This window comes from Lactobacillus amylovorus DSM 20531, assembly GCF_002706375.1.
GTDB classification, from domain to species: Bacteria; Bacillota; Bacilli; order Lactobacillales; family Lactobacillaceae; genus Lactobacillus; species Lactobacillus amylovorus.
In genome coordinates this window covers 245,216-269,875 of record NZ_CP017706.1, presented here as the reverse complement: position 1 = coordinate 269,875, position 24,660 = coordinate 245,216, and the positions used below count along the sequence as shown (strand labels likewise).

Genomic DNA, 24,660 nt, shown 5'->3' with positions numbered 1-24,660 from the left:
GATTATTTTGTGATGTTGAGGCGAAGGATTATTCCTTCGTCTTTTTTGGTGCTCTTTTTAAAGAATGGAGTGAGTAAATGAACATATTTAAAAAACTGGGTTGGTTTTTTAAACAAGAAAGGAAACGTTATATTATCGGAATTACTTTTCTTGCTTTAACCTCTTTAGCCAACTTAATTCCGCCAAGAGTATTAGGACTGATGGCGGATCAGCTGGATCAAGGTCACATCTCATGGGGGCAATATGGGATGTTGATTCTAGCTGTTTTGGCTGCCGCCTTTGTTTTATATATTTTGCGCTACTTTTGGCGTAAGCAAATTTGGGGCGGGGCCGCAGAACTAGAACGACAAATGCGTTCTAAACTGTTCGACCACTTTATGATCATGGACAGAACATTTTATCAGCGCCACCGAACCGGTGACTTGATGGCCCATGCAACTAACGATGTGACTGCAATTCAAAACGTAGCCGGTGATGGTGTTTTAACCTTGGTTGACTCACTTGTAATGGGCTTATCAACAATGATTGCCATGATCATTTTCGTTGATTGGCGACTAACCATCGTTGCCTTATTGCCACTGCCATTTTTAGCATTAGGTGCTTGGAAACTTGGGGGTCGTTTACACGATGCTTTTGATAAGTCACAGGCGGCCTTTTCTCGCTTGAATAATAAGACTCAAGAATCAGTTTCAGGCATTAAGGTACTTAAAACTTTTGGTCAAGGAAAAGAAGATACCCAAGCTTTTGACAAGATGGTTGATGATACTATTAACATCAATAAAAAAGTGTTTGTTTGGGACTCCTTGTTTGATCCATTGGGTACGGTAGTTATTGGTGCAACCTATGTAATTACCATTATTTATGGTGGACTTTTAGTTACAAATAAAGTGCTATCGATTGGTCAGCTCGTTTCCTTTATTGCCTATATTGCCAACATGGTTTGGCCGATGTTTGCGATTGGTTATTTGTTCAATATTTTGGAAAGAGGTAGTGCGAGCTACGACCGTGTAGAAAAGCTACTTTATGAAAAACCGTTAATCACTGATGCCCACGCTGATCAAAGTATTAAGGCTCAAGACTTACAAGGTGATTTGCATTTTGATATTAAATCGTTTGCTTATCCTGATGAAAAGGATATTCCAGTGTTAAAGAACATCGATTTCACCTTAAAACCTGGTCAAACTTTAGGTTTAGTAGGTCGTGTAGGTGCTGGTAAAACGACAATCATTCAGCTGCTATTGAGAGAATTCGACCAATATGACGGTGAAATTACCTTAAATGGCATCAATATCAAGAAAATTCCGCTTAAAGTTTTACTTAGCCAAATATCTTATGTTCCCCAGAACAACTTCCTCTTTTCAACGAGTATTGGTAGAAATATTGCTTTCTCAGAGGCAGATGCAGGCAAAAATGAGATTGCGGCAGCTGCTAAGAAGAGTGATTTGCACGATGATGTTTTACAAATGCCACATGGCTATGAGACTTTAGTCGGTGAAAATGGACTTTCACTTTCTGGTGGTCAACGTCAAAGAATGTCCATTGCCCGTGCTTTGCTTAAAGATAGCCAAATTTTGATTTTGGATGATGCTTTATCAGCGGTTGATGCAAAGACTGAAACCGAAATTCTAACTTCTTTGAGAAATGAAAGAAAAGATAAGACCACGATGATTGCGGCACATAGATTGACATCGGTCATGGATGCCGATTTGATCTTAGTCTTAAAAGACGGCCAAATTATTGAACGAGGCAATCACCAAGATCTGCTCAAAGAAAATGGCTGGTATGCGGAAATGTGGCGTAGACAAGAATTGCAAGCAAAGGTGGGTGAAGATGTAGATGAATAATGAAGAAAAGCAAGAATCAGTGTGGTCTAAAGCAATTCCATTTAAAGAACAGGTTGCGATTTTTAAACGTTTAATGGGCTTTGTTAAGCACTTTAAATTTGAAATGACTATTGCATTGATTGGGGCATTTTTAGTCAGCATCATTAATATTTTGCTGCCGCGTGGATTGCAGTATTTCTTAGACAACTTTTTGCTTAAACAAAGCGCAACTACCCAGATTATTTTGTTTGCAGGCTTACTTTATGCAATAGGTTCGATTCTAAAAGCGGTCATTCAGTTTACCTACCAATATTTCTTTGCCCTTGGATCTGAAAAAACCTTGGAGAGTATCAGAAGGGCCCTTTACCGGAAATTGCATAAGTTAGGGATGCGCTATTTTGACCAAACTCCTGCAGGTTCAATTGTGTCAAGAGTTACTAACGATACGATGACTTTGAGCAACTTCTTAACTGTGCTTTCAACAGTAGTAATTGGTGCATTTTCTGTAGTTACGGCATTGGTGGCAATGTTTACTACCAACGTGATTGCCGGCTGGATCGTTTTAGCCTTTGTGCCAATTTTGCTCTTTGTGATTTGGCTCTATTCGCAAAAGAGTTCACGGCTTTATCGTAACTATCGTGAACGTTTGAGTAGAATTAACGCTAACTTGAATGAGTCAATTGAAGGTGTCTCAATTATTCAGCAGTTTAATCAAGAAAAGAGAATGACCAACCAATTTGAGGGTGAAAATGGTGGGTTGATGAATACGCGTTTCAACATGATTCGTATTAACTCATTGCTTCTTTCACCTTTGACTAGTTTGCTTTATTCATTGGCTTTAGCTGTGACATTGATGTACTTCGGTTTTCCATTGCAGGCAACATTTGTGCCAGCTGGTGTGGTATATGCTTTCTCACAATACTTGTCACAATTGTTTAATCCAATTTCAACTATGATGGACCAGATGACCTTCTTCCAAGATGGTATAGTAGCCGGTAAGAGAATCTTTGCGATTTTAGATGATGAGCAATATGAGCCAAAGCAAAATGCTCAAGAAGGATTGACTATCAGTCGCGGCAAGATTGAATTCAAGCACGTTAGTTTCTCATATGATGGTAAAAATGAAATCTTGCATGATATTTCATTCGTAGTAAATCCAGGTGAAACTTTAGGTATTGTTGGTCATACTGGATCTGGTAAGAGCTCGATCATCAATGTAATGATGCGTTTTTACGAATTTGGTAAAGGCGAGATCTTAATTGATGATGTAGATATCAGAAAATATCCTAAAGAAGAATTGCGTAAAAAATTGGGCCTCGTTTTGCAGGAACCATTCATGTTTTATGGCGATATTGCTTCAAATATTCGTTTGTATAATAAAAATATTACTGATGAGCAAATTAAAGATGCAGCCAAGGCAGTTCAAGCAGATCAATTTATTGAAAAGATGCCAGGTAAATATCATGCCAAGGTAATCGAAGGTGGCGAAGAACTGAGTCAAGGACAGCGCCAATTGATCTCATTTGCTAGAACTTTGGTTACAGACCCTAAAGTTTTGGTATTGGACGAAGCTACAGCTAACGTTGATACCGAAACTGAAACTATGATCCAACAGGGACTTAAACGTTTACGTAAAGGTAGAACAACTTTAGCGATTGCTCACCGTTTGTCTACAATTGCCGATGCAGATCAAATTATTGTGTTAGACAAGGGGAGAATCATTGAACGTGGTAACCATGAACAGCTTCTTGCTAAGAAGGGTTACTACTACAACTTGTACACCTTGCAAAATAATGAAAACAAAGAATAGTTAATAAAAGACGTTTCGCACGAATGCAGACGTCTTTTTGTTATAATGATTAAAAGGAATGAAATAATTATTAATATTCATAGGAGGAAAAATGAGAAGATTTTACGCTGTTCGTGGTGGTGCGGGCGATGTTGCTGAACCAGATGTTAATGCAAAACCACAAGATAATTTATATTTAGCTGTTAATTCAGAGTGGCTTTCTAAAGCTGAAATCCCTGCTGATCGTACTTCAACTGGTGTCAACTCAGAACTAGACATTAAGATTGAAAATAGAATGATGAAAGACTTTGCTGATATTGCTGCAGGCAAAGAAAAGATGCCAGAGATTAAGGATTTTGATAAGGCAATTGCATTGTACAAGATTGCGAAGAATTTTGAGAAGAGGGATGCCGAAGAAGCACATCCTATTCAAAATGACTTGCAAAAGTTATTATCATTAACTGATTTTGCTGACTTTGGTAAAAAAGCTAAAGACTTATACATGGGTCCATATATCTTGCCATTCGTCTATGGCGTCGATGCCGATATGAAGAATACCGACGTTAATGTCTTATACTTTGGTGGTCCAAGCACTTTCTTACCAGATACCACTACTTACAAAACTGAAGATGCTAAGAAGCTTTTGGATATCTTGCAAGATCAAAGCATTAATTTGTTGATGATGGCCGGTATTGGTAAAACTGAAGCTAGAGAATATGTTGAAAATGCTTTGGCATTTGACGCTAAGGTGGCTAAGGTTGTTAAGTCAACTGAAGAATGGGCCGACGACGCAGCTATTTACAACCCAGTTTCATACGACAAATTCATTGCTAAATTCAAGTCATTTAACATGGCTCAATTCTTAGATGATATTTTGCCTGAAAAGCAAAAGCGTGTAATTGTGATGGAACCACGCTTCCTTGATCATGCTGAAGAATTGATCAATGCTGAAAACTTTGACAAAATCAAGGGTTGGATGCTGGTTAAATACATTAATAGTGCAGCTAAATACTTGTCACAAAAGTTTAGAGAAGCTGCGTTTCCATTTAATCAAGCAATTACAGGCGCACCAGAAATGCCATCACAAATTAAGCAGGCTTATCGTATTGCTAACAGTGCCTTTGATGAAGTGGTTGGTATTTTCTATGGTAAGAAATACTTTGGTGAAAAAGCCAAGCATGATGTTGAAGATATGATTCACAACATGCTTAAGGTTTACGAAGATAGAATTAATCATAATACTTGGCTTTCTGATGAAACTAAGAAAAAGGCAATTGTTAAGTTAAATGCTTTGGTTCTTAAGATTGGTTATCCAGAAAAAATTGAAAAGATTTTTGACTTGTTGCAAGTAGATCCTGAAAAGAGCTTATATGAAAATGAAGCTGCTATGGGTAAAGTTCGTAACGAATATGAACTAGAGAAATTGACTAAGCCGGTTGATCGTTCAGTATGGCTCATGCCAGGTAACTTGAACAATGCTTGTTACGACCCACAAAGAAACGATTTAACTTTCCCAGCTGGTATTTTGCAAAAGCCATTCTACGATATTAACCAATCAAGAGGTGCTAACTACGGTGGTATCGGTGCTACTATTGGTCACGAAGTTTCTCACGCCTTTGACAATAATGGTGCTAAGTTTGATGAGAACGGTAATATGAACAACTGGTGGACTAAGCAAGACTTCGCTGAATTTAATAAGCGTGTTGGTCAAATGATCGATATCTTTGATGGTTTGCAATATGGCCCTGCTAAGATTAACGGTAAGCAAGTTGTTTCTGAAAATATTGCTGACCTTGCTGGTTTAGCTTGTGCTGTCCAAGCAGGTAAAAATGATGGTGCAGACTTGAAGGACTTGTTTGAAAACTATTCTAGAAGCTGGATGGAAAAGCAACGTTCTGAAGCAATTAAGACTGAAGTTCAAACTGATGTCCATGCACCACAACCAACTAGAGTAAATATTCCGGTTCAATGCCAAGATGAATTCTATGATGCTTTTGGCGTTAAGAAGGATGACGGCATGTGGCTTGATCCAGAAGATAGAATAACTATTTGGTAAAAATAACAAGAATCTATATTGGCCTAAGTGAATAAATAGTAAGTGTCTGGGAAAAAACTAATTTCCAGGCCATGAAAAAAGCGATGAGCTTCATAAGAAGTCATCGCTCTTTTTGTATACTTTAAACCCATTCCTTGATATTATTTAATCACCACAAAAAAACAATAGAAAGTGGGCTTAAACATGTATCAAAATTATATCACAGGACAAACTACTTTATCATTAAATTTAGATTTTTCTATCCCTGCAAATCATATTGCCAGTGTTATCAGCGATTTCGTTGATTCTATTCCTAACGAGGTAATCTTAGGAACAACTTCTGATACTGGTCGACCAGCATATCACCCAGCAATGATGCTTAAGATCTTGCTCTTTGCTTATTCTAGAAGAGTTTTTTCAGGCAGAAAAATTGAAAGAATGCTAGAAGAAAATCTGCCGATGATTATCCTGGCTGGCAATAGACATATTTCTTATCACACGATCAATAACTTTAGATCAAGCAACCACGCTAATGACGTAATTAAACAATGCTTCGTCTACTTTGCTTCACTATTAGAAGATGAAGGATTAATCCGCGAAAGTGCTGTTTTTATTGATGGTACTAAGATCGAGGCGGATGCCAACAAGTATACTTTTGTTTGGAAAAAGGCGGTCGAAAAGTACCATGCCAAGTTAAAAGAAGATGTGTCTGCCTTGTATGATGAGCTGATCAATAAAGAAGTTGTCAAAGTCATGGCAGAAGAAGAAGCCCAAACTAGTCAAGTGCTGGAGATCCTAGCTCAAGAAACAGAAAAAGAAATCGAGAAGATATCGGAAGAGATCGAAAAGGAACCTAAAATTATCCCGGGTGGATCGCAGAATAAAGTCAAACGTCGCGGATTAAAGAAGATCTTGCATAAACTTCGCAAAGATTTTATTCCGCGTGCTAAAAAGTATGAAGAAGCTGAAGAGATCTTTGCTGGCCGGAATAGTTATTCTAAAACAGATCATGATGCCACCTTCATGCATATGAAAGAAGATCATATGAGAAATGGCCAGTTAAAGCTGGGCTATAATATTCAAGCGGCAACTACTAATCAATATGTAGTTGATTTTGACCTATTCCCTAACCCAACTGACTTCAGAACATTAGAACCGTTTTTAGAGCAGATGGAGTCTAGAGGAATTCTCGACAAGTTTCAAAACATCGTGGCTGATGCGGGCTATGGCAGCGAGTACAATTACACGTTACTAGAAGAGAAATATTCGGATAAGAACTATCAAATCCCTTACTCTTTATACGACAAATAACAAACTTGGAAGTATAAGAAAGACCCAACCAAGATTGCCAATTGGTACTATAACGAAAAAGACGACTATTATATAGATAAATCCGGCGTCCGTTTCAACTTCAAATGTTATAGTCAGAGAAAAGATCGAGCTACCGGCATGGTTAGAAACTTTAAGATCTATGAAGCCGATGAATTTCAATTAACAGAAGAACTGACTCAATTGGCTAAAACCAAAACAGGCCGGCAAAGACAGATTCACTACAATCCCAACTAGCAGTATTTAAAAGAAAAAGCAAAAGAGACTCTTCAAAGCGAAGAAGGCAAACGCATCTATGGCTGTCGAAAGTCAGATGTGGAACCAATTTTCGGACACATGAAGAGTGTATTTGGCATGCTGAGAACGCATTTAAGAGGTAAAAAGAAAGTCGAAACGGATGTCGGAATCATGTTTATGACGATGAATCTGAAAAAATATGGAGCCAACAAGAAGGTAAAGCCTTCGAATTTTCATTTCAAAAACAAAAAACACAGGAATTCACTAAAAATAATGAATTTCTGTGTTTTTATATCCGGGCTAAAAATCGAGTTTTTTCCCAGACACGTTAATATTTTTAAATTACTTAAGCATGTAATCTCTAGTCATTGGCAAATTCTTACCAGAAGGGCCCTTGGTAAGCAAGTATTGGATAACATCGATATTGCCTGATTCAAATGAAGCAGCACAAGCATTTAAGTACATATCCCACATACGAGTGAAACGTTCACCCATTTTACCTTCAACTTGATCACGAACAGCATTGAAGTTCTTGTCCCAAATTTCAAGAGTTCTTTGGTAGTGACGACGAAGAGTTTCCATATCAGTGATTTGCAAGCCACTGTCAACGATATCGCCGACGATTTCTTGCAAACCTGGAATGTAACCACCTGGGAAGATGTATTTGTTAATCCAAGCGTTAGTAGCACCGCCTTGTTGACGAGTAATGCCGTGGATTAAAGCGACACCATCTTTGTTTAAGTACTTGTAAACATCTGCGAAGTACTTAGGCAAGTTTTCTGAACCAACGTGTTCAAACATACCAACTGAAGTTACGTAATCCCACTTTTGATCACCAAGTTCACGGTAGTCTTCAAGTCTAACTTCAGCTACATCTTGCAAGTTTTCATCGTAGATACGCTTTTGGACCAACCTGTATTGTTCTTCACTCAAAGTAACACCGGTAACCTTAAGGCCGTATTCCTTAGCAGCAGTGAGCATCAATGTACCCCAGCCACAACCGATGTCGAGTAAAGTCTTGCCTTTTTGTGGGTTTAATTTGTTTAAAATGTGATGAACTTTAGCAATTTGAGCTTGTTCAAGATCATTTTCATTACCATCTTCAAAGTAAGCACATGAGTAAGTCAAAGTTGGATCAAGCCATAATTTGTAGAAGTCGTTACCAATATCGTAGTGGCTTTGTACGTCTTCTTCACTTTGCTTTTCAGTGTGCTTTTGCTTTGGTAAAAATTTGCGGAACTTTGAAGAACGCATGAAACTGTCGGCACTTTCGTAAGCACCCAAAATTAATTTTTGAATATCCCCATGGATTTCAATTTTCTTATCCATGTATCCTTCACCAAGTGCGAGTGAAGCATTTCTAGTAATGTCGCCCATAGGGATCTTTTCGTTAAAGACAATTTCGATTTCAGGAGTACCATTACCGTAGACTTCGCTTTTACCGTCCCAGTAGGTTACTTTAACGGGAAAAGGGAAGGACTTGCTAAGCATCATTTTGTAAAATGTTTTTTCTAACAATTATCTTTCCTCCAATAATTATCAAACCTAATTATTTATTTTAACACTAAAAAAAATTATGCAATAAAAAATACTTAGTTAATGAGCACAGCTTGAAAAAGCGATTATTAACTAAGCATTGATATTATTTTGCAACATAGTGGAAGTTAGGGTCTAGTTCTTTATCAAGCTTGTCCCAGGCATCTTCCAACTGTTTATAAATAATTTGTTCATTTTCATGAGTTAACTTGGTCTTTTTATCAATCGTGATTGGATTGCCAAAGTTAACTTCCATTGGCTTTCTTTTAAGTAATCCCTTAAATGAAAGTGGTCCTTGGTAAACTACCGGAACCATTGGCTTTTTTGACATCTTAGAAATTACCAATGCACCGCCTTTTAATTCAGCAGAGTGTCTAGTTCCGGAAGGAAAGATAATTAATGAAAGTTTTCCTTTTCTTAGTCCTTTAACCGGAACCTTTAGTGCAGAGGGGCCAGGATTCTTACGATCTACCGGAAATGCATGAGCATGGTTCAAGATAAAACGCAAAACTGGATTTTTGAATAGTTCAATTTTGGCCATGAACATAAATTCCATTGGACTAGCACCAAGAGCAAACAAAAGTGGTTCCCACCAAGTACGGTGCGGTGCAACTAAAATATAATTGCCTTTAGGCAGGTGATCCTTATGATGAACGTGCAAGTGTCCGTTGAGCACCCAAACGATGAAACGGACGATGGGGCGAATAATTTTATAAAACATTTTGTCCTCCAATTTGTTCTAAGTTATTATAAAAATATATAGATAAGAAAGGCAAATATTTTTATGGTTGAGCTTAAAGATAATGAACGAATCGATTACATGTACAGCGATAGTTTGCGGATTATCCAAGATAAAACTGCCTTTAGTTTTTCAATGGATACCTTGCTTTTAGCATATTGGGCTAAAGGATTAATTCGAGACCGAGATAAAGTGGCAGATCTTTGTGCAGGTAATTGTGCGGCTACTATCTATATGGCATATTTTAATCGGGCACACTATGATGCAATTGAAATTCAAGACGAAGTTTATTCTCAAGCTGTTCGTTCAGTTGAACTAAATGATATGGAAAATCGAATTTCAGTTTATAGGGATAATGTCTTAAATGCGCCTAAGTTTTTACGCAAGAACAGCTACGATGTCGTAACTGTTAATCCTCCCTATTTTAAGGCGCCAAAAGGGCATGAAGTTAATCCGGATCGAAAAAAGGCAATTGCGCGTCATGAATTATTGATCGATTTGGAACAAATTATTGCAGTGGCAAGCGGCCTTCTTAAGATGAAGGGAAAAATGTTTATGGTGCATCGGCCTGAAAGACTAGGCGAGATCTGTTACTACTGCATGAAGCATGATTTAAGCGTTAAAATGATTCAGCCTTTTGTTTCTCATCGCGGTGAGAATACTAATTTAATTATTGTGGAAGCTGTTAAGCATACGGGAACAGATGGCACAGAGTTGAGGGATGCAATTGAAGTTCATGATCAAAACGGTGAATTTCAACCAATTATTCAACGGATTGTGCGTGAGACCGATGAAGATCGAGCAAAGCACGATGCAAAAGGTAAATATTACTTTTATGTATTGCTTTGCAATGATGGTAGTTTTTATGGCGGCTTTACGAACGATCTTGAGCATCGTTTAAAACTGCATAATGAAGGTAAGGGTGCTAAGTATACTAAAGCTAGACGACCAGTGCGGATGATTTACCATGAACAATTTGATGATAAAAGATTGGCACTCAAGAGAGAGTATTGGTTTAAACATCATTCTCGCAGCTGGAAAGAGAAATTTTTACGGGATCATAATATTAAATTTTAGTCTTGTCAGATTGACTAAAATCTTGTAAAATAGTCGAGTATGCTGTGTAAGCATAAGTAAAAAACACATCAAGAGCGATCATCATCGTGGTGCCCTAGGTAGTGGTTAGATGATGAAATGAACGCTTGAGAGGATTTAAAACCATAGGAGGAATTTAAATATGGCAGACGTTGTTACTATGAAGCAATTGCTTGAAGCTGGTGTCCACTTCGGTCACCAAACTAGAAGATGGAACCCAAAGATGGCTCCTTACATTTTCACTCAAAGAAATGGTATCTACATCATTGACTTGCAAAAGACTATCAAGATGTTAGATGATGCTTACAACTTCATGAAGGCTGTTGCACAAGACGGCGGCGTATTCTTGTTTGTAGGTACTAAGAAGCAAGCTCAAGACTCAATTGCTGAAGAAGCAACTCGTGCAGGTCAATACTACGTAAACCAACGTTGGTTAGGTGGTACTTTGACTAACTGGACTACTATTCAAAGTCGTGTTAGAAGATTAAAGCAATTAAAGGAAATGTCACAAGACGGTACCTTCGATGTATTACCAAAGAAGGAAGTTGCACTTTTAACTAAGGAAATGGACAAGCTTGAAAAATTCTTAGGCGGTATCGAAGACATGCCAAGAATTCCAGATGTATTGTTCGTAGTAGACCCTAAGAAGGAAAAGATCGCTGTTCACGAAGCTAACATTTTGGGTATCCCAGTTGTAGCTATGGTTGACACCAACACCGATCCAGACCCAATCGACGTTGTTATTCCTTCAAACGATGACGCTATCCGTGCTATCCGCTTAATCGCTGGTGCAATGGCAGACGCTATCGTTGAAGGTAAGCAAGGTCAAGATGACGAAACTGTTGAAGTAGACTTCAAAGAAAATGCTGATGGTTCAGACGAAATCGTTAGCGCTGAAGAAAACCCAGAAGACTAGTTTTTACTGTTAGTTCTGTAGGAGGACATATTAATGGCAATTACTGCAAAGCAAGTTAAGGAATTACGTGAACGTACCGGTGCTGGCGTTATGGACGCTAAGAAGGCATTGGTAGAAGTTGACGGTGACATGGACAAGGCCATTGAATACCTTCACGAAAAGGGTATGGCTAAGGTTGCTAAGAAGGCCGACCGTGTTGCAGCTGAAGGTTTAACTGGTGTTTACGTTGCTGGTAATGTAGCAGCTATCACTGAGGTTAACTCAGAAACTGACTTCGTTTCTCAAAACGAAAAATTCGTTAACTTAGTAAAAGAAGCTACTAAGACTATTGCTGAAGGTGAACCAGCTAACGCTGAAGAAGCTGGCGAATTAAAGACTGAAGACGGTAAGACTTTGTCACAAGCATTTGTTGACGCAACTGCTACTATCGGTGAAAAGATTGTTTTACGTCGTTTCGCCTTAGAAAAGAAGAACGATGACCAAGAATTTGGTGCTTACCAACACAACGGTGGCCAAATCGGTGTTATCACTGTCTTAGAAGGCGCAGACGCTGCAACTGCTAAGCACTTAGCAATGCACATTGCTGCTATGAACCCTAAGGTTATCTCACCAGATGAATTAGATGATGACTTCATCACTGAACAATTAGCATTGATGAACCACAAGATCGACCAAGATAACGAAAGTCGTGCATTGGTACACAAGAAGCCATTACCACACCTTGTTTACGGTTCAGCAAAGCAATTGACTGATGACGTTTTAGCTAAGGCTAAGGAAGATATCAAGGCTGAACTTAAAGAAGAAGGTAAGCCAGAAAAGATCTGGGACAGAATCATTCCTGGTAAGATGCAACGCTTCATCGATGACAACACTCAAGTTGATAAGCAATTCGCAGTATTGTCACAAGATTACATCATGGACGACAGCAAGACTGTTGGCGAATTCTTGAAGGAAAAGGGCGCTAAGTTAGTTTCATTCACTCGCTACGAAGTTGGCGAAGGTATTGAAAAGAAGCAAGAAGACTTTGCTGCTGAAGTTCGTGAACAAATGAAGTAGTTTTTACTACTATTAATGAAAGGAGGAGTACGTAAGTGCTCCTTCTTTTTTTATAAATTTTTATTGACTTTAATTAGTTGAAAGACATTAGATAGTTATATATGTTAGAATAATTAAAGCTATTAGAGGAGGGCATTATGAGTCAAGTTAAATATAATCGCATTATTTTAAAAATATCAGGTGAAGCCTTAGCCGGTGACAAAGGTACTGGAATTAATCCAACTGTTATTGGTCACTTAGCTAAAGAAATTAAGTCTGTTCATGACTTAGGCGTAGAAATTGGTATCGTCTGCGGTGGCGGTAACATGTGGCGTGGTGAAACTGGCGCTAAGTTAGGCATGGAACGTGCTCAAGCCGACTACATGGGTATGCTTGCTACTATTATGAATGGTTTAGCTTTACAAGATGGTCTTGAAAAAGTTGGTGTTCCTACTAGAATGCAAACTTCAATTGAAATGAGACAAATTGCTGAACCTTACATTAGAAGAAGAGCATTGCGTCACCTTGAAAAAGGCCGTGTTGTAATCTTTGGTGGTGGTACTGGTAATCCATACTTCTCAACAGATACTACCGCGGCTTTACGTGCTGCCGAAATTGGTGCTGATGTAATTTTGATGGCTAAAAATGGTGTGGATGGTGTTTACTCAGCCGATCCTAAGGTAGATCCTTCAGCAACTAAGTTCAGCGAATTAACTCAACTTGATTTGATTTCAAAGAACTTAAAGGTAATGGACAGAACTGCAAGTTCATTGTCAATGGATACCGAAATCCCATTAATTGTATTTAACGTTAACACACCAGGCAACATTAAGAAGGTTGTTTTGGGTGAAAATATTGGTACTGTAATTAGAGGTAATAAATAATGAACAACGAAACTATTAAAAAAGCACAAGAAAATATGGATAAATCTATTAAGGTTTATCAAAAGAAGTTAGCTTCAATTCGTGCTGGTGTTGCCAACGCAGCTTTACTTGATAATGTTCAAGTTCAATACTACGGTGCACCAACCCCATTGACTCAAATGTCAAGTATTACTATTCCAGAACCACGTGTTTTATTGATTACTCCATACGACCAAAACAGTTTGGATGACATTGAACATGCACTTTTAGCTTCAAACCTTGGTTTAACTCCTGCCAATGATGGTAAGGTTATTAGATTGGTAATTCCACAACTTACTGGTGAAAGAAGAGAAGAAATTGCCAAGGAAGTTGGTAAGTACGCTGAAGAAGCAAAGATTGCCGTTAGAAACGTTCGTCGTGATGCCATGAACTCTTTGAAGAGAGAAGAAAAAGATGGCGACATTACCGAAGATGAACAACGCAACTTAGAAAAGCAAGTTCAAAAGGTTACTGATGATGCAGCCAAGAAGATTGATCAACTTGCTGATGAAAAGCGTAAGGAAATTACTCAAGGTTAAACATGAGTAAGAAGGATAATGAATTAAATCATCTTGCCATCATTATGGATGGTAATGGTAGATGGGCTAAAAAACGCCATAAGCCGCGATTTGTTGGACACCGCGAAGGTATGGACAATGTTGAACGCATTACCTTAGCTGCTGATAAATTGGGGATTAAGGTGCTCACTTTGTATGCCTTTTCTACTGAAAACTGGGCTAGACCTAAAGAAGAAGTTGCCTATTTGATGAATTTACCCGTACGCTTTTTTGATAAATATATGCCAACTTTAATGGAAAACAACGTTAAGGTTAACATTATGGGATATTTGGATGAACTTCCAGAAAAAACTTATCAAATTGTTCAACGGGCAATGGCAGAAACAGCTAATAATACTGGCTTAGTACTTAATTTTGCCTTTAATTATGGCTCAAGAAGAGAAATTACTTCTGCAATGCAAGAAATCGGTGGCTTAATTGAAGCTGGTGAACTAAAGAGCGAAGATATTACTGAAAAAATGATTTCCGATCATTTAATGACCGGTCATTTTGGTAAATACCAAGATCCTGATTTATTGATCAGAACTTCAGGTGAACAACGAATTTCTAATTTCTTGCTCTGGCAATTGGCTTATTCAGAATTGGCTTTCAGTGATAAAAACTGGCCTGACTTTGATGCAGATGATTTAAAACAATTTGTTAATGAATTTAAGCACCGTAACCGGCGCTTTGGTAAGGTAGACGAATCGGATAGTTAATTAATATGAAACAACGTGTAATTACGGCAGTTATTGCCTTAATCTTATTTATTCCAATTGTATTAGCAGGCGGTCTTTGGATGGACTGGCTGACTGTACTTTTTGCAGCAGTTGGTATTAGTGAAATCTTTTTGATGAAAAAACAACTCTTGGTATCATTTGATTTCGTTTTAGCATTGCTTGCTACTTTAACCTGGACTGTTCCAGACTCATTTTTCAAAGTATTCCCATCAAATATAACTAAGTTGGGTGTATTTTATGGCATTGTCATGATTTTCTTGACTTGGACTGTTCTTTCCAAGAACAAGACAACTTTTGATGATGTTGGTGTTTATGTTTTAGCAGCTCTTTATATTGGACTCGGCTTCCACTACATGGCCGCAATCAGAGCATACCCACAAAACGGTTTAGCTTTATTGGGTTATGTATTTGTAGTTGTTTGGTCAACTGATATTGGTGCATACATGATCGGTCGTAAGATCGGTAAGCATAAGTTATGGCCAGTAATTAGTCCTAACAAGACATGGGAAGGTTCTATTGGTGCCGTAATTTGTGCATTGATTTTTAGTGCAATCTATTTAGCAATTTTGAGTCACTTCAACATTACATTTGGCGTTTCAGAATTATCAATGGTTGGTTTGGCATTTATCCTTTCAATCGTTGGTCAAATGGGTGACTTGGTTGAATCAGCATACAAACGTTTCTATGGTGTTAAAGACTCAGGTAAGATCTTACCAGGTCACGGTGGTATCTTAGACCGTTTTGATAGTATGCTATTTGTATTGCCTGTTGTTGCAGCTATTTTAGGTATTGTACATTAGGAGAATTTTATTGAGAGGTATACTAATCTTTTTAGTCGTCTTTGGCTTACTTGTCTTTGTCCATGAATTTGGGCACTTCATTGTAGCTAAAAAGTCAGGTATTCTTGTCCGTGAATTTTCTATTGGTATGGGTCCAAAGCTCTTTCAGATTAGACGGAACCCTACGACGTATACTATTCGTTGGTTGCCATTAGGTGGTTATGTTCGTTTAGCAGGTTCTGATGATGAGAGCAAATTAGATCCGGGTATGACTGTAATCTTGCAGTTAAATGATCAAAACGAAGTTGTTAGAATTGATGCTTCTGAATCTGACATGCCCATTGAAGGAATTCCTGTACAAGTAACAAAGGCCGATTTGGTAGACAGCTTGATTATTGAAGGTTATGAAAACGGGGATGAAAATGATCCGGTTACTTATCATGTAAATCATGATGCGACGATCATCGAAAAGAATGGCACTGAATTAATCATTGCCCCTCGTGATACTCAATTCAATCAAGCTAATGTTTGGCAAAAATTAGCAACCAATTTTGCTGGTCCTTTTATGAATATTTTACTTGGTTTTGTAGTATTCTTAATTTGGACATTTACTGTTCCAGGTCCAGCTACTACGACTATTGGTTCTATTGAAGCTAATTCTCCTGCCAGAAGTGCTAAAATTGAGCCTGGCGATAAAATTGTTGCGATTAATGGTCAAAAGATCGATAATTTTGATCAAGTATCCGCTAAAATTAATCAAAGCAATGGTAAAGAATTACGCTTTAAATTAGAGAAGAATGGCTCAAGTAGAACTGTGGCAGTAAAGCCAAAGGTTCATAAGATTCAAGGACAAAAAGTTTACCAAATCGGTATTGTTGCTAAAAGCGATGAAAATGCTGGTGTTAAGTTAAAGAGGGGCTGGGATACAGCCGTTTCAACTACAGGTTTGATTTTTAATGCAGTTGGTAATTTGTTTAGACACTTTAGTTTGAATAAATTGTCTGGCCCAGTTGGAATTTATTCTCAAACTTCTCAAGTTTCTCAAATGGGCCTTACATATGTGTTAGCCTTTTTGGGTATGATCTCAATCAACTTGGGAATCGTTAACTTGATTCCAATTCCGGGATTAGACGGTGGTAAACTTTTATTGAACCTAATTGAATTAGTTCGTGGAAAACCAATTTCAGAAGAACACGAAGCTATCGTCGAACTAATCGGTTTTGGTTTATTGTTAGTTTTGATCATTGCAGTTACAGGTAACGATATTTATCGCTACTTTATTAAATAATTAGTTAGTTTTTTAGTTTTATTTTTACTTTAGGAGATTATAAAAAATAATGCGTCAATCAAAGTTTTTTATGCCAACTTTAAAGGAAGCACCATCTGATGCTGTGGCAGAAAGTCATAAATTGATGATTAGAGGTGGTTACATTCGCCAAGTTACTGCTGGTGTTTATGCTTACCTTCCATTAGGTTACCGTGTTTTACGCAAGGCTGAAGCAATCATTGAACAAGAAATGGACAGAATTAATGTTCCTGAAATGATTATGCCTCACTTGCTTCCAGCAACCTTATGGCAAGAATCAGACCGTTACAAGAAGTATGGCCCAGAAATGTTTAAGCTTAAAGACCGTCATGGTCGTGAAAGCTTGTTAGGACCTACTCACGAAGAAACATTTACAGAAATTATTGCTAAGAATTTGAAGAGTTACAAGCAAATGCCAATGGCTCTTTATCAAATTCAAACCAAGTTCCGTGATGAAAACCGTCCTCGTTTTGGTCTTCTTCGTGGTCGTGAATTTGTAATGCTTGACGGTTACAGTTTTGCTGCTACTCGTGATCAATTGGATGAACAATTTAACGATCAAGAAAATGCCTACAAGCGTATTTTCAAGCGTGCCGGTGTAACTGTTCACCCCGTAATCGCTGACTCAGGTACAATGGGTGGTAAGAATTCTACTGAATTCCAAGCTCCTGCAGCTATTGGTGAAGATACCATAGCTACTAACGAAAATGGTACTTATGCTGCTAACCTTGAAATGGCCAAGAGTATTGACACATTTAAACAAGCTCCTGAGGATCCTAAGGAATTAACTAAGGTAGCAACCCCTGATTGCGATACTATTGAAAAATTGGCTAAATTCTTAGATGTTCCTGCAACTAGAATTGTTAAGAGTATTCTTTACATCGCCGATGGTCAAAAGATCTTAGTTTTAATTCGTGGTGATAAGCAAATCAACGAAGTAAAATTAGGCCACGTCCTTGATGCTGATGAAATTCATGAAGCTGATACCAAGGATTTGAAAGAAATCACTGGTAGTGAAAAGGGCGGCGTAGGTCCTGTAAATGCAGGCTGGGCTGATAAGATCATTGCTGATGAAACTGTTAAGAATCTTTACAACGTCGTTGTTGGTGCAGGCGAAACTGACTACCAATACAAGAACGCTAACTTAGATCGTGACTTCAAGGTTGATGAATTTGCTGACCTTAGAGTTGCTAACGAAGGTGAACCAGACCCAGTTGATCATTTACCACTTAAGTTCACTACTTCAATCGAAGTAGGTCACATCTTTAAGTTGGGTACTTACTACACTAAGACCATGGGTGCTGACTTCTTGGACCAAAATGGTAAAGCACAACCAGTTATTATGGGTTCATACGGTATTGGTGTAACTAGAATGCTTTCTGCAGCAGTTGAACAACACTTAACTGAACGCGGTGTAGCATGGCCAAAGGAAATTGCACCATTTGAAATTCATATTGTTCAAATGAAGATGAACAAGGATGATCAAACTGAATTAGCTGAAAAACTTGAAAAGAAATTCAGTGAAAAGTATGATGTTTTATATGACGATCGTAAGGAACGTGCCGGTGTTAAGTTTGCTGATGCTGACTTAGTTGGTGCACCAATTAGAATTACGATTGGTAAGAAAGCTGCTGATGGTATTGTTGAAGTTAAGAGACCAACTGATGCTAAGGCAACTGAAATGTCAATTGATGAATTAGATAAGTTTGTAAATCAAGAGTTAGGATAATTTTTGTGACCAATAAAAACGATCTTTTCTTAAAATTGCTCAAACAGGTTCATTTCCCAGACAGTTTTGAAGATAATGAACTTCTTCAAAAAGGGAAGATTGAAAACGTGGATGTTTACGCTAAAGAACATAGGTGGGATATCCACGTTTTTTTTGATACTCCATTACAGTACGATACCTATGTAGCATTAAGAAAAGCTATAGAAGAAAGTTTTGCTTCTTTTGTAAATGTAAGATTTTTTGTTAATACTGGTGATGGCTCGGATCAATATTTACCAAAGTATTGGCATTATGCAGTGCAAAATTCTAATGTTTTGCAACCAATGGCGCGTGAATTTTTGGCGGGTCAAAAACCAGAAAAAGTCGATGGTCGTTGGGTAATACCAGTAGATAACAATATTATTGACGGAATCATCGAACAAAAAGCTTTAGATGATCTTGCTCTAGAAATGCGCAAATATGGCTTCTTTAATCTGAAGTTTATCACTCAGGTTGATCAATCGAGCATGGAAAATAACTTGCAAAGTTTGGAAGAGCGGCATGAGGAACATGAAAAGGATATGCAAAAGCAATTTGAGCAGACTCCTGAAAAGCCCCAACCCCAACCACGTCAATACCCAACTAAACGAACTAGTTATGGTAAACGCAAGTTAGATGAAAATGCTCCGATTACTCAAATTCAAGATGTAGAAGACGGTACACGCAATGTTGTAATCGAAGGTAACATCTTTAATATTGAAAGTCGTGAATTGAAGTCTGGTGCTGTTATTTTCACTGGTGAAATTACTGACTACAGTGATTCAATTGCTTTCAAGAAGTTTGTTTCCGATAAAGATCAAATTGAACAGATGTCAGCTATTAAGCCAGGTACTTGGGCTAAGATGCAAGGTAGTGCAGCGGATGATCAATATCAACATGATGTAGTATTTAACATTAGTAGTTTTGAAACTGTAGAGCATGTTGGTCGTACTGAAAAATATGAAGGTGAACAAAAACGTGTCGAGCTTCACTTGCATACTAATATGAGTCAACTTGACGCTACTAATACGCCAACTGATTTTATTAAAACAGCTAAAAAGTTTGGCCAAAAAGCAATTGCGATTACGGACCATGGGGATGTTCAATCCTTCCCAGAAGCCTACAGCACAGGTAAAGCTACTGGTATGAAGATTCTTTATGGTGTTGAAGCCAATATGATTGATGATCATGCATTACTGGTTTTAAATCCGGCTCCAATGACCTATGAAGATCGTGAATTTGTAATCTTCGACGTTGAAACTACAGGACTTTCATCTGTTTACGACACGATTATTGAAATTGGTGCCGTAAAGATGAAAAATGGTGAAGTGCTTGAAAGATTTGATAAATTTATCAATCCGCACCATCCATTGAGTGAACAAACCATTAATTTGACTTCTATTACAGATGAAATGGTTAGTGCAGCTGATGATGAAGACGTCGTAATTAAACAGTTCCAAGACTTCTACGGTGATCGTCCTCTTTGTGGACACAACGTTCAATTTGACGTTGGTTTTGTCAACGCTGCTTTAAGAAGAGCAGGTCTCAGCGAAATTACTCAACCTGTTGTTGATACGCTTGAAGTATCTCGTTTGCTTCACCCAGAACAGAACCGTCACACCTTGGATTCATTAGCTAAGAAGTACAATGTTTCATTGGAACACCACCATAGAGCTAACCAAGATGCCGAAGCAACTGGTTATTTAATGTACAAGTTGCTTGATGCTTTTAAGAAGAAATATCATGAAGATAATTTAAACAACTTAAACGGTTATGCTGCACATGGTGAAGTATATAAGCGTGCTCGTCCTTCTCACATGACGGTGTTAGCTAAAGACCAAAAAGGTTTAAAGAATCTGTATAAATTAGTTTCAATCGCAAGTACGAAAGACTTTTACCGTATTCCTAGAACGCCTAAGTCTGATTTGGCAGATTTGCACGAAGGACTTTTGTACGGTTCAGGCTGCTGGCAAGGTGACGTCTTTGTTGCTATGATGCAAAAAGGTTACGATGAAGCACGTGAAAAGGCCAAGTTCTATGACTTCTTGGAAGTTCAACCACCAGCAACATACTCACAATTAATTGCTGATGGGTTGATCAAAGATGAAGATCAGCTTGAAGAAATTATCAGCAATATCTATAAACTAGGTAAAGAATTAAATAAACCTGTTGTAGCGACTGGTGATTCGCACTATGTTGAACCACATGATGCGATTTATCGTACAATTTTGATTTCTGCTCAACGTTCTAACCCTAATAGAAATAAGCCGCAACCAGACTTGCATTTTTACTCAACACAAGAAATGCTGGATGCTTTTTGTTTCTTGGGTGAAGATGTAGCTAAAGAAATCGTAATTGAAAATACTAATAAGATTGCAGATGAAATTTCTGAAATTCAACCTATTAAAGATGGCTTGTATCCACCTCACATTGCCCATGCCGATGAGGAAATGAAGAAATTAACCTACGATAAGGCTTACGAATTATACGGTAATCCTTTACCTAAGATCGTTAAGGATCGTCTTGATTTGGAGCTTAACTCTATTATTTCCAACGGTTATGCGGTTATTTACTTAATTTCTCAGCGTCTGGTAGCTAAATCAAATAAGGATGGATATTTGGTAGGTTCACGTGGTTCCGTAGGTTCAAGTTTGGTAGCCACAATGTCTGGTATTACTGAAGTTAACCCACTTGCACCGCACTACCGCTGTCCTAAGTGTAAGTATTCGCAATTCTTTGAAAATGGGGAATATGGTTCAGGTTTTGACTTACCTGATAAGAATTGTCCAAAATGTGGTACTCCATTGGTAAAAGATGGTCAGGATATTCCGTTTGCCACTTTCTTGGGCTTCCACGGTGATAAGGTTCCTGATATCGATTTGAACTTCTCAGGTGACTACCAACCAGTAGCTCATAACTTTATTCGAGTAATGTTTGGACCCGATAATTCATATCGTGCCGGAACTATTGCCACTGTTGCTGATAAGACGGCCTATGGTTATGCTAAGCACTTTGACGAAGAGCGAAACTTGAAGTTGCGTAATGCAGAACTAGATCGTTTAGCCAGCGGAATTCGTGGGGTTAAGAGAACAACGGGTCAGCACCCAGCCGGAATTGTTGTAGTTCCAGATGATATGGATATTTACGACTTTACTCCTGTGTCATACCCAGCCGATGATGTTAATGCTGCTTGGTTAATTACGCACTACGACTTCCACTCCATTCACGATAACATCTTGAAGTTCGATATTCTGGGACACGATGACCCAACGATGATTCGTCACTTGCAGGATCTATCAGGAATTGATCCACTGACTATTCCACCAGATGATCCAGGTGTTATGTCATTATTCTCAAGTACTAAGGCTTTAGGAGTTACTCCTGAACAGATTGGTTCACAAACAGGTACTTTGGGAGTGCCAGAATTTGGTACGCGTTTCGTTAGGGGGATGCTTGAAGAAACTAAGCCAACTACTTTTGCCGAATTATTGCAGATTTCTGGTTTATCACACGGTACTGACGTATGGCTAGGCAATGCCGAAGATTTGGTTAACAACGGTACTTGCAAGTTGAAGGACGTTATTGGTTGTCGTGACAACATCATGATGGACTTGATTCACTGGGGCGTAAAACCAGAAGTAGCCTTCTCAACCATGGAATCAGTTCGTCACGGTCGCGGGATTAGTGATGAAAACATGGCTGTTCTTAAAAAGAACAAGAAGATTCCAGATTGGTACATTCCATCTTGTTTGAAGATCAAGTACATGTTCCCTAAGGCTCACGCCACTGCCTATGTTTTGATGGCTCTGAGAATTGCTTGGTTTAAAGTGTACTATCCTGAAATTTACTACACCGCTTATTTCTCAGTTCGTGCCGACTTGTTTGATTTAGTTGCAATGAGTCATGGTAAAAATACTGTTAAAGCAGCGATGAAAGAAATTCAAGATAAAGGAATGGATGCCTCAGCTAAGGATAAGAGTTTGTTAACGGTTTTGGAAATTGCTAATGAATGTCTTGAACGTGGCATTAAGATCAAGATGGTTGATATCGATCAATCTGAAGCCACCGACTTTAAGATCTTGGATAAGCATACTATTTTAGCTCCATTTAACGCCGTACCTGGTTTAGGTGATAACGCTGCTAAGCAGATTGTTGCCGCCCGTGCCGAAAAGAAATTCTTATCTAAAGAGGATTTGGCTAAGCGTGGTAAGGTTTCTCAAACTATCATGAACTACTTTGAAGATAATGGTGTCTTGGACGGGATGCCTGACGAAAATCAATTGTCTCTTTTCTAGATATATGATTTTACATTGTTTAGTAAAACATGGTATACTACTAGAGAAGTTCGAATAGGTAAATTCGAGTGAGCAGTAATGCTCACTCTTTTTATTACGGAGGAAAATTTTTGTCTAAAGTTATAGATCTTGTTCGTCCAGTTGTTGAACCAATTATTGATGAACATGGCGACATGTTGGTTGATATGGAATACGTTAAGGAAAAGGGACAAAATTATTTACGCATCTATGTAGATCGTGAACCAAATGGAATCGATATTGATGAAATCGCAGCTTTGAGTGAACTCGTTTCTGAAAAGCTCGATACGATTAATCCAGATCCATTCCCTGAACCATATGTTTTGGAATTATCATCTCCAGGTGCTGAACGTCCAATTAAGACTGAAGCAGATTGGAAAAAGGCTTTGAATAATTATATTCATATAGGTCTCTATCAAAAAATTAAGGATAAAAAAGTGTATGAAGGTACGCTTAAGTCATATAATGATGAAGAGATTGTATTGGAAGTAAGAGATAAGACAAGACGAAAAACATTAACTGTTCCCCGTAAGTTAATTGCAAATATTCGTTTTGCAATTGAATTTTAGAAAGGCTGATTAAAAATTTATGTCTAAAGAAATGCTAGAAGCGTTTGCCACCTTAGAAAAGACTAAGGGCATTAAGCAAGATGTTATTGTTGATGCAATTAAAGCCGCTTTGGTAGCTGCATACAAGAAGAATTATAACCAAGCACAAAACGTTGAAGTTGATTTTGACGAAAGAAAGGGCGACTTTAAGGTTATGGCTGTTAAGACCGTTGTTGACGAAGTTCAAGACGATCGTTTGGAAGTCAGCTTAAAGGATGCTTTAGCCATCAACCGTGCTTATGAAGTTGGCGATGAAATTCGCTTTGAAGTGACTCCTAAGAACTTTGGTCGTATCGCTGCTCAAACTGCTAAGCAAGTTATTATGCAACGTTTGCGTGAAGCAGAAAGAAATCATATTATTGATGAATATTCTCAATATGAAGATGAACTTGTTACAGGTACTGTAGAACGTCGTGATAATCGCTTTGTTTATGTTAAAATTGGCAATGTTGAAGCTGTAATGCCACATCACGATCAAATGCCTAATGAAGTTTACAACCCACAAGATCAAATTCGTGTATTGGTAACTCACGTAGGTTCAGATTCAAAGGGTGCCCAAATTACTGTATCTAGAACTGCTCCAGATATGGTTAAGCGTTTGTTTGAACAAGAAGTTCCAGAAATTTATGATGGAACCGTTGAAATTGTTTCAATCGCTCGTGAAGCTGGCGATCGTACCAAGATGGCTGTTAAGTCAAATGACCCTAACATTGATCCAGTCGGAACTTGTGTAGGTCAAAAGGGTGCTCGTGTTCAAAACGTTGTTAATGAGCTTGGCGGTGAAAATATCGATATCGTTAAGTACGAAGAAGACCCATCAGACTTTATCGCTAATGCATTGAACCCAGCAGAAGTAATTGCTGTTCAATTTGGCGATGATGAAGATGAAAAGAGTGCTTTGGTAATTGTGCCAGATTACCAATTATCACTTGCCATTGGTAAGAAGGGTCAAAACGTACGTCTTGCAGCTCGTTTGACTGGCTACAAGATTGATATCCGTCCAGAATCCGAAGTAGAATTTGTTGACGAAAAGTCATCAGATTCTGATAGTGAAGATGCAGCTGATGAAAGTCAAGAACCAGCAACTAATGAAGAAACTGCTTCAAATGATGCTGAAGCTGCAGATACAGATAACACTGATACTACAGAAGATAATACTGAAGAATAGGTGATT

The 24,660-nt window shown here is 38.1% G+C and carries 17 protein-coding genes and 1 pseudogene; 16 read left to right on the top strand and 2 right to left on the bottom strand.

Features of this window, described 5'->3' with window-relative positions:
* Positions 1-77: 77 nt before the first annotated feature.
* From LA20531_RS01290 to LA20531_RS01275, 4 genes and pseudogenes are all read left to right on the top strand, one after another.
* A complete protein-coding gene (locus tag LA20531_RS01290) occupies positions 78-1,844 on the top strand; it encodes an ABC transporter ATP-binding protein (protein ID WP_056940611.1) in 1,767 nt (588 codons plus the stop codon).
* Positions 1,837-3,633, top strand: coding sequence for an ABC transporter ATP-binding protein (locus LA20531_RS01285; protein WP_056940612.1), 1,797 nt, complete (start codon positions 1,837-1,839; stop codon positions 3,631-3,633). The genes LA20531_RS01290 and LA20531_RS01285 overlap by 8 nt, the downstream gene beginning before the upstream one ends.
* A gap of 91 nt (positions 3,634-3,724) precedes the next feature.
* Positions 3,725-5,668 (top strand): M13 family metallopeptidase, encoded by a 1,944-nt coding sequence (locus LA20531_RS01280; RefSeq protein WP_056940613.1) that lies wholly within the window; start codon positions 3,725-3,727, stop codon positions 5,666-5,668.
* A gap of 183 nt (positions 5,669-5,851) precedes the next feature.
* A pseudogene (locus LA20531_RS01275) lies at positions 5,852-7,645 on the top strand (IS1182 family transposase).
* On the opposite strand, the gene LA20531_RS01265 reads toward LA20531_RS01275, so the two are convergent.
* Together LA20531_RS01265 and LA20531_RS01260 are read right to left on the bottom strand one after the other, a co-directional pair.
* The gene (locus tag LA20531_RS01265) at positions 7,556-8,731 is read right to left on the bottom strand and encodes an SAM-dependent methyltransferase (RefSeq protein ID WP_056940203.1); all 1,176 of its coding nucleotides are present in this window, start codon (positions 8,729-8,731) and stop codon (positions 7,556-7,558) included. The pseudogene LA20531_RS01275 and the gene LA20531_RS01265 overlap by 90 nt on opposite strands.
* Before the next feature lie 124 nt (positions 8,732-8,855).
* On the bottom strand, positions 8,856-9,470 hold the full coding sequence (locus LA20531_RS01260) for a lysophospholipid acyltransferase family protein (protein WP_056940204.1): 615 nt from the start codon (positions 9,468-9,470) through the stop codon (positions 8,856-8,858).
* Positions 9,471-9,533: 63 nt separating this feature from the next.
* Between LA20531_RS01260 and LA20531_RS01255 the strand changes: the two genes are divergently transcribed.
* The 12 genes from LA20531_RS01255 (at position 9,534) to nusA (ending at position 24,654) form a co-directional block, all read left to right on the top strand.
* Entirely contained in the window at positions 9,534-10,565 is a 1,032-nt protein-coding gene (locus LA20531_RS01255) for a GIY-YIG nuclease family protein (protein ID WP_056940205.1), read from the top strand.
* A gap of 160 nt (positions 10,566-10,725) precedes the next feature.
* Complete coding sequence (rpsB, locus tag LA20531_RS01250) at positions 10,726-11,499, top strand: 30S ribosomal protein S2 (protein WP_013438148.1); 774 nt, start codon at positions 10,726-10,728, stop codon at positions 11,497-11,499.
* A 33-nt stretch (positions 11,500-11,532) separates the two neighbouring features.
* On the top strand, positions 11,533-12,555 hold the full coding sequence (gene tsf / locus LA20531_RS01245; RefSeq protein ID WP_056940206.1) for a translation elongation factor Ts: 1,023 nt from the start codon (positions 11,533-11,535) through the stop codon (positions 12,553-12,555).
* A 137-nt stretch (positions 12,556-12,692) separates the two neighbouring features.
* Positions 12,693-13,418 carry a UMP kinase gene (gene pyrH, locus LA20531_RS01240; protein ID WP_013642135.1) on the top strand — a complete coding sequence of 242 codons (726 nt, stop codon included), beginning with the start codon at positions 12,693-12,695 and terminating at the stop codon, positions 13,416-13,418.
* Complete coding sequence (frr, locus tag LA20531_RS01235) at positions 13,418-13,975, top strand: ribosome recycling factor (RefSeq protein ID WP_013642134.1); 558 nt, start codon at positions 13,418-13,420, stop codon at positions 13,973-13,975. The genes pyrH and frr overlap by 1 nt, the downstream gene beginning before the upstream one ends.
* Before the next feature lie 2 nt (positions 13,976-13,977).
* The gene (locus LA20531_RS01230; protein ID WP_013438144.1) at positions 13,978-14,712 is read left to right on the top strand and encodes an isoprenyl transferase; all 735 of its coding nucleotides are present in this window, start codon (positions 13,978-13,980) and stop codon (positions 14,710-14,712) included.
* Between the two features lie 5 nt (positions 14,713-14,717).
* A complete protein-coding gene (locus LA20531_RS01225) occupies positions 14,718-15,533 on the top strand; it encodes a phosphatidate cytidylyltransferase (protein ID WP_013438143.1) in 816 nt (271 codons plus the stop codon).
* A 10-nt stretch (positions 15,534-15,543) separates the two neighbouring features.
* Entirely contained in the window at positions 15,544-16,800 is a 1,257-nt protein-coding gene (rseP, locus tag LA20531_RS01220; protein WP_056940207.1) for an RIP metalloprotease RseP, read from the top strand.
* 49 nt (positions 16,801-16,849) lie between these two features.
* Entirely contained in the window at positions 16,850-18,547 is a 1,698-nt protein-coding gene (locus LA20531_RS01215; RefSeq protein WP_056940208.1) for a proline--tRNA ligase, read from the top strand.
* A 5-nt stretch (positions 18,548-18,552) separates the two neighbouring features.
* Complete coding sequence (locus LA20531_RS01210) at positions 18,553-22,860, top strand: PolC-type DNA polymerase III (protein WP_056940209.1); 4,308 nt, start codon at positions 18,553-18,555, stop codon at positions 22,858-22,860.
* A 110-nt stretch (positions 22,861-22,970) separates the two neighbouring features.
* Positions 22,971-23,447 carry a ribosome maturation factor RimP gene (gene rimP, locus LA20531_RS01205; protein WP_056940210.1) on the top strand — a complete coding sequence of 159 codons (477 nt, stop codon included), beginning with the start codon at positions 22,971-22,973 and terminating at the stop codon, positions 23,445-23,447.
* A 19-nt stretch (positions 23,448-23,466) separates the two neighbouring features.
* Positions 23,467-24,654 (top strand): transcription termination factor NusA, encoded by a 1,188-nt coding sequence (gene nusA, locus LA20531_RS01200; protein ID WP_013438138.1) that lies wholly within the window; start codon positions 23,467-23,469, stop codon positions 24,652-24,654.
* Positions 24,655-24,660: the final 6 nt, after the last annotated feature.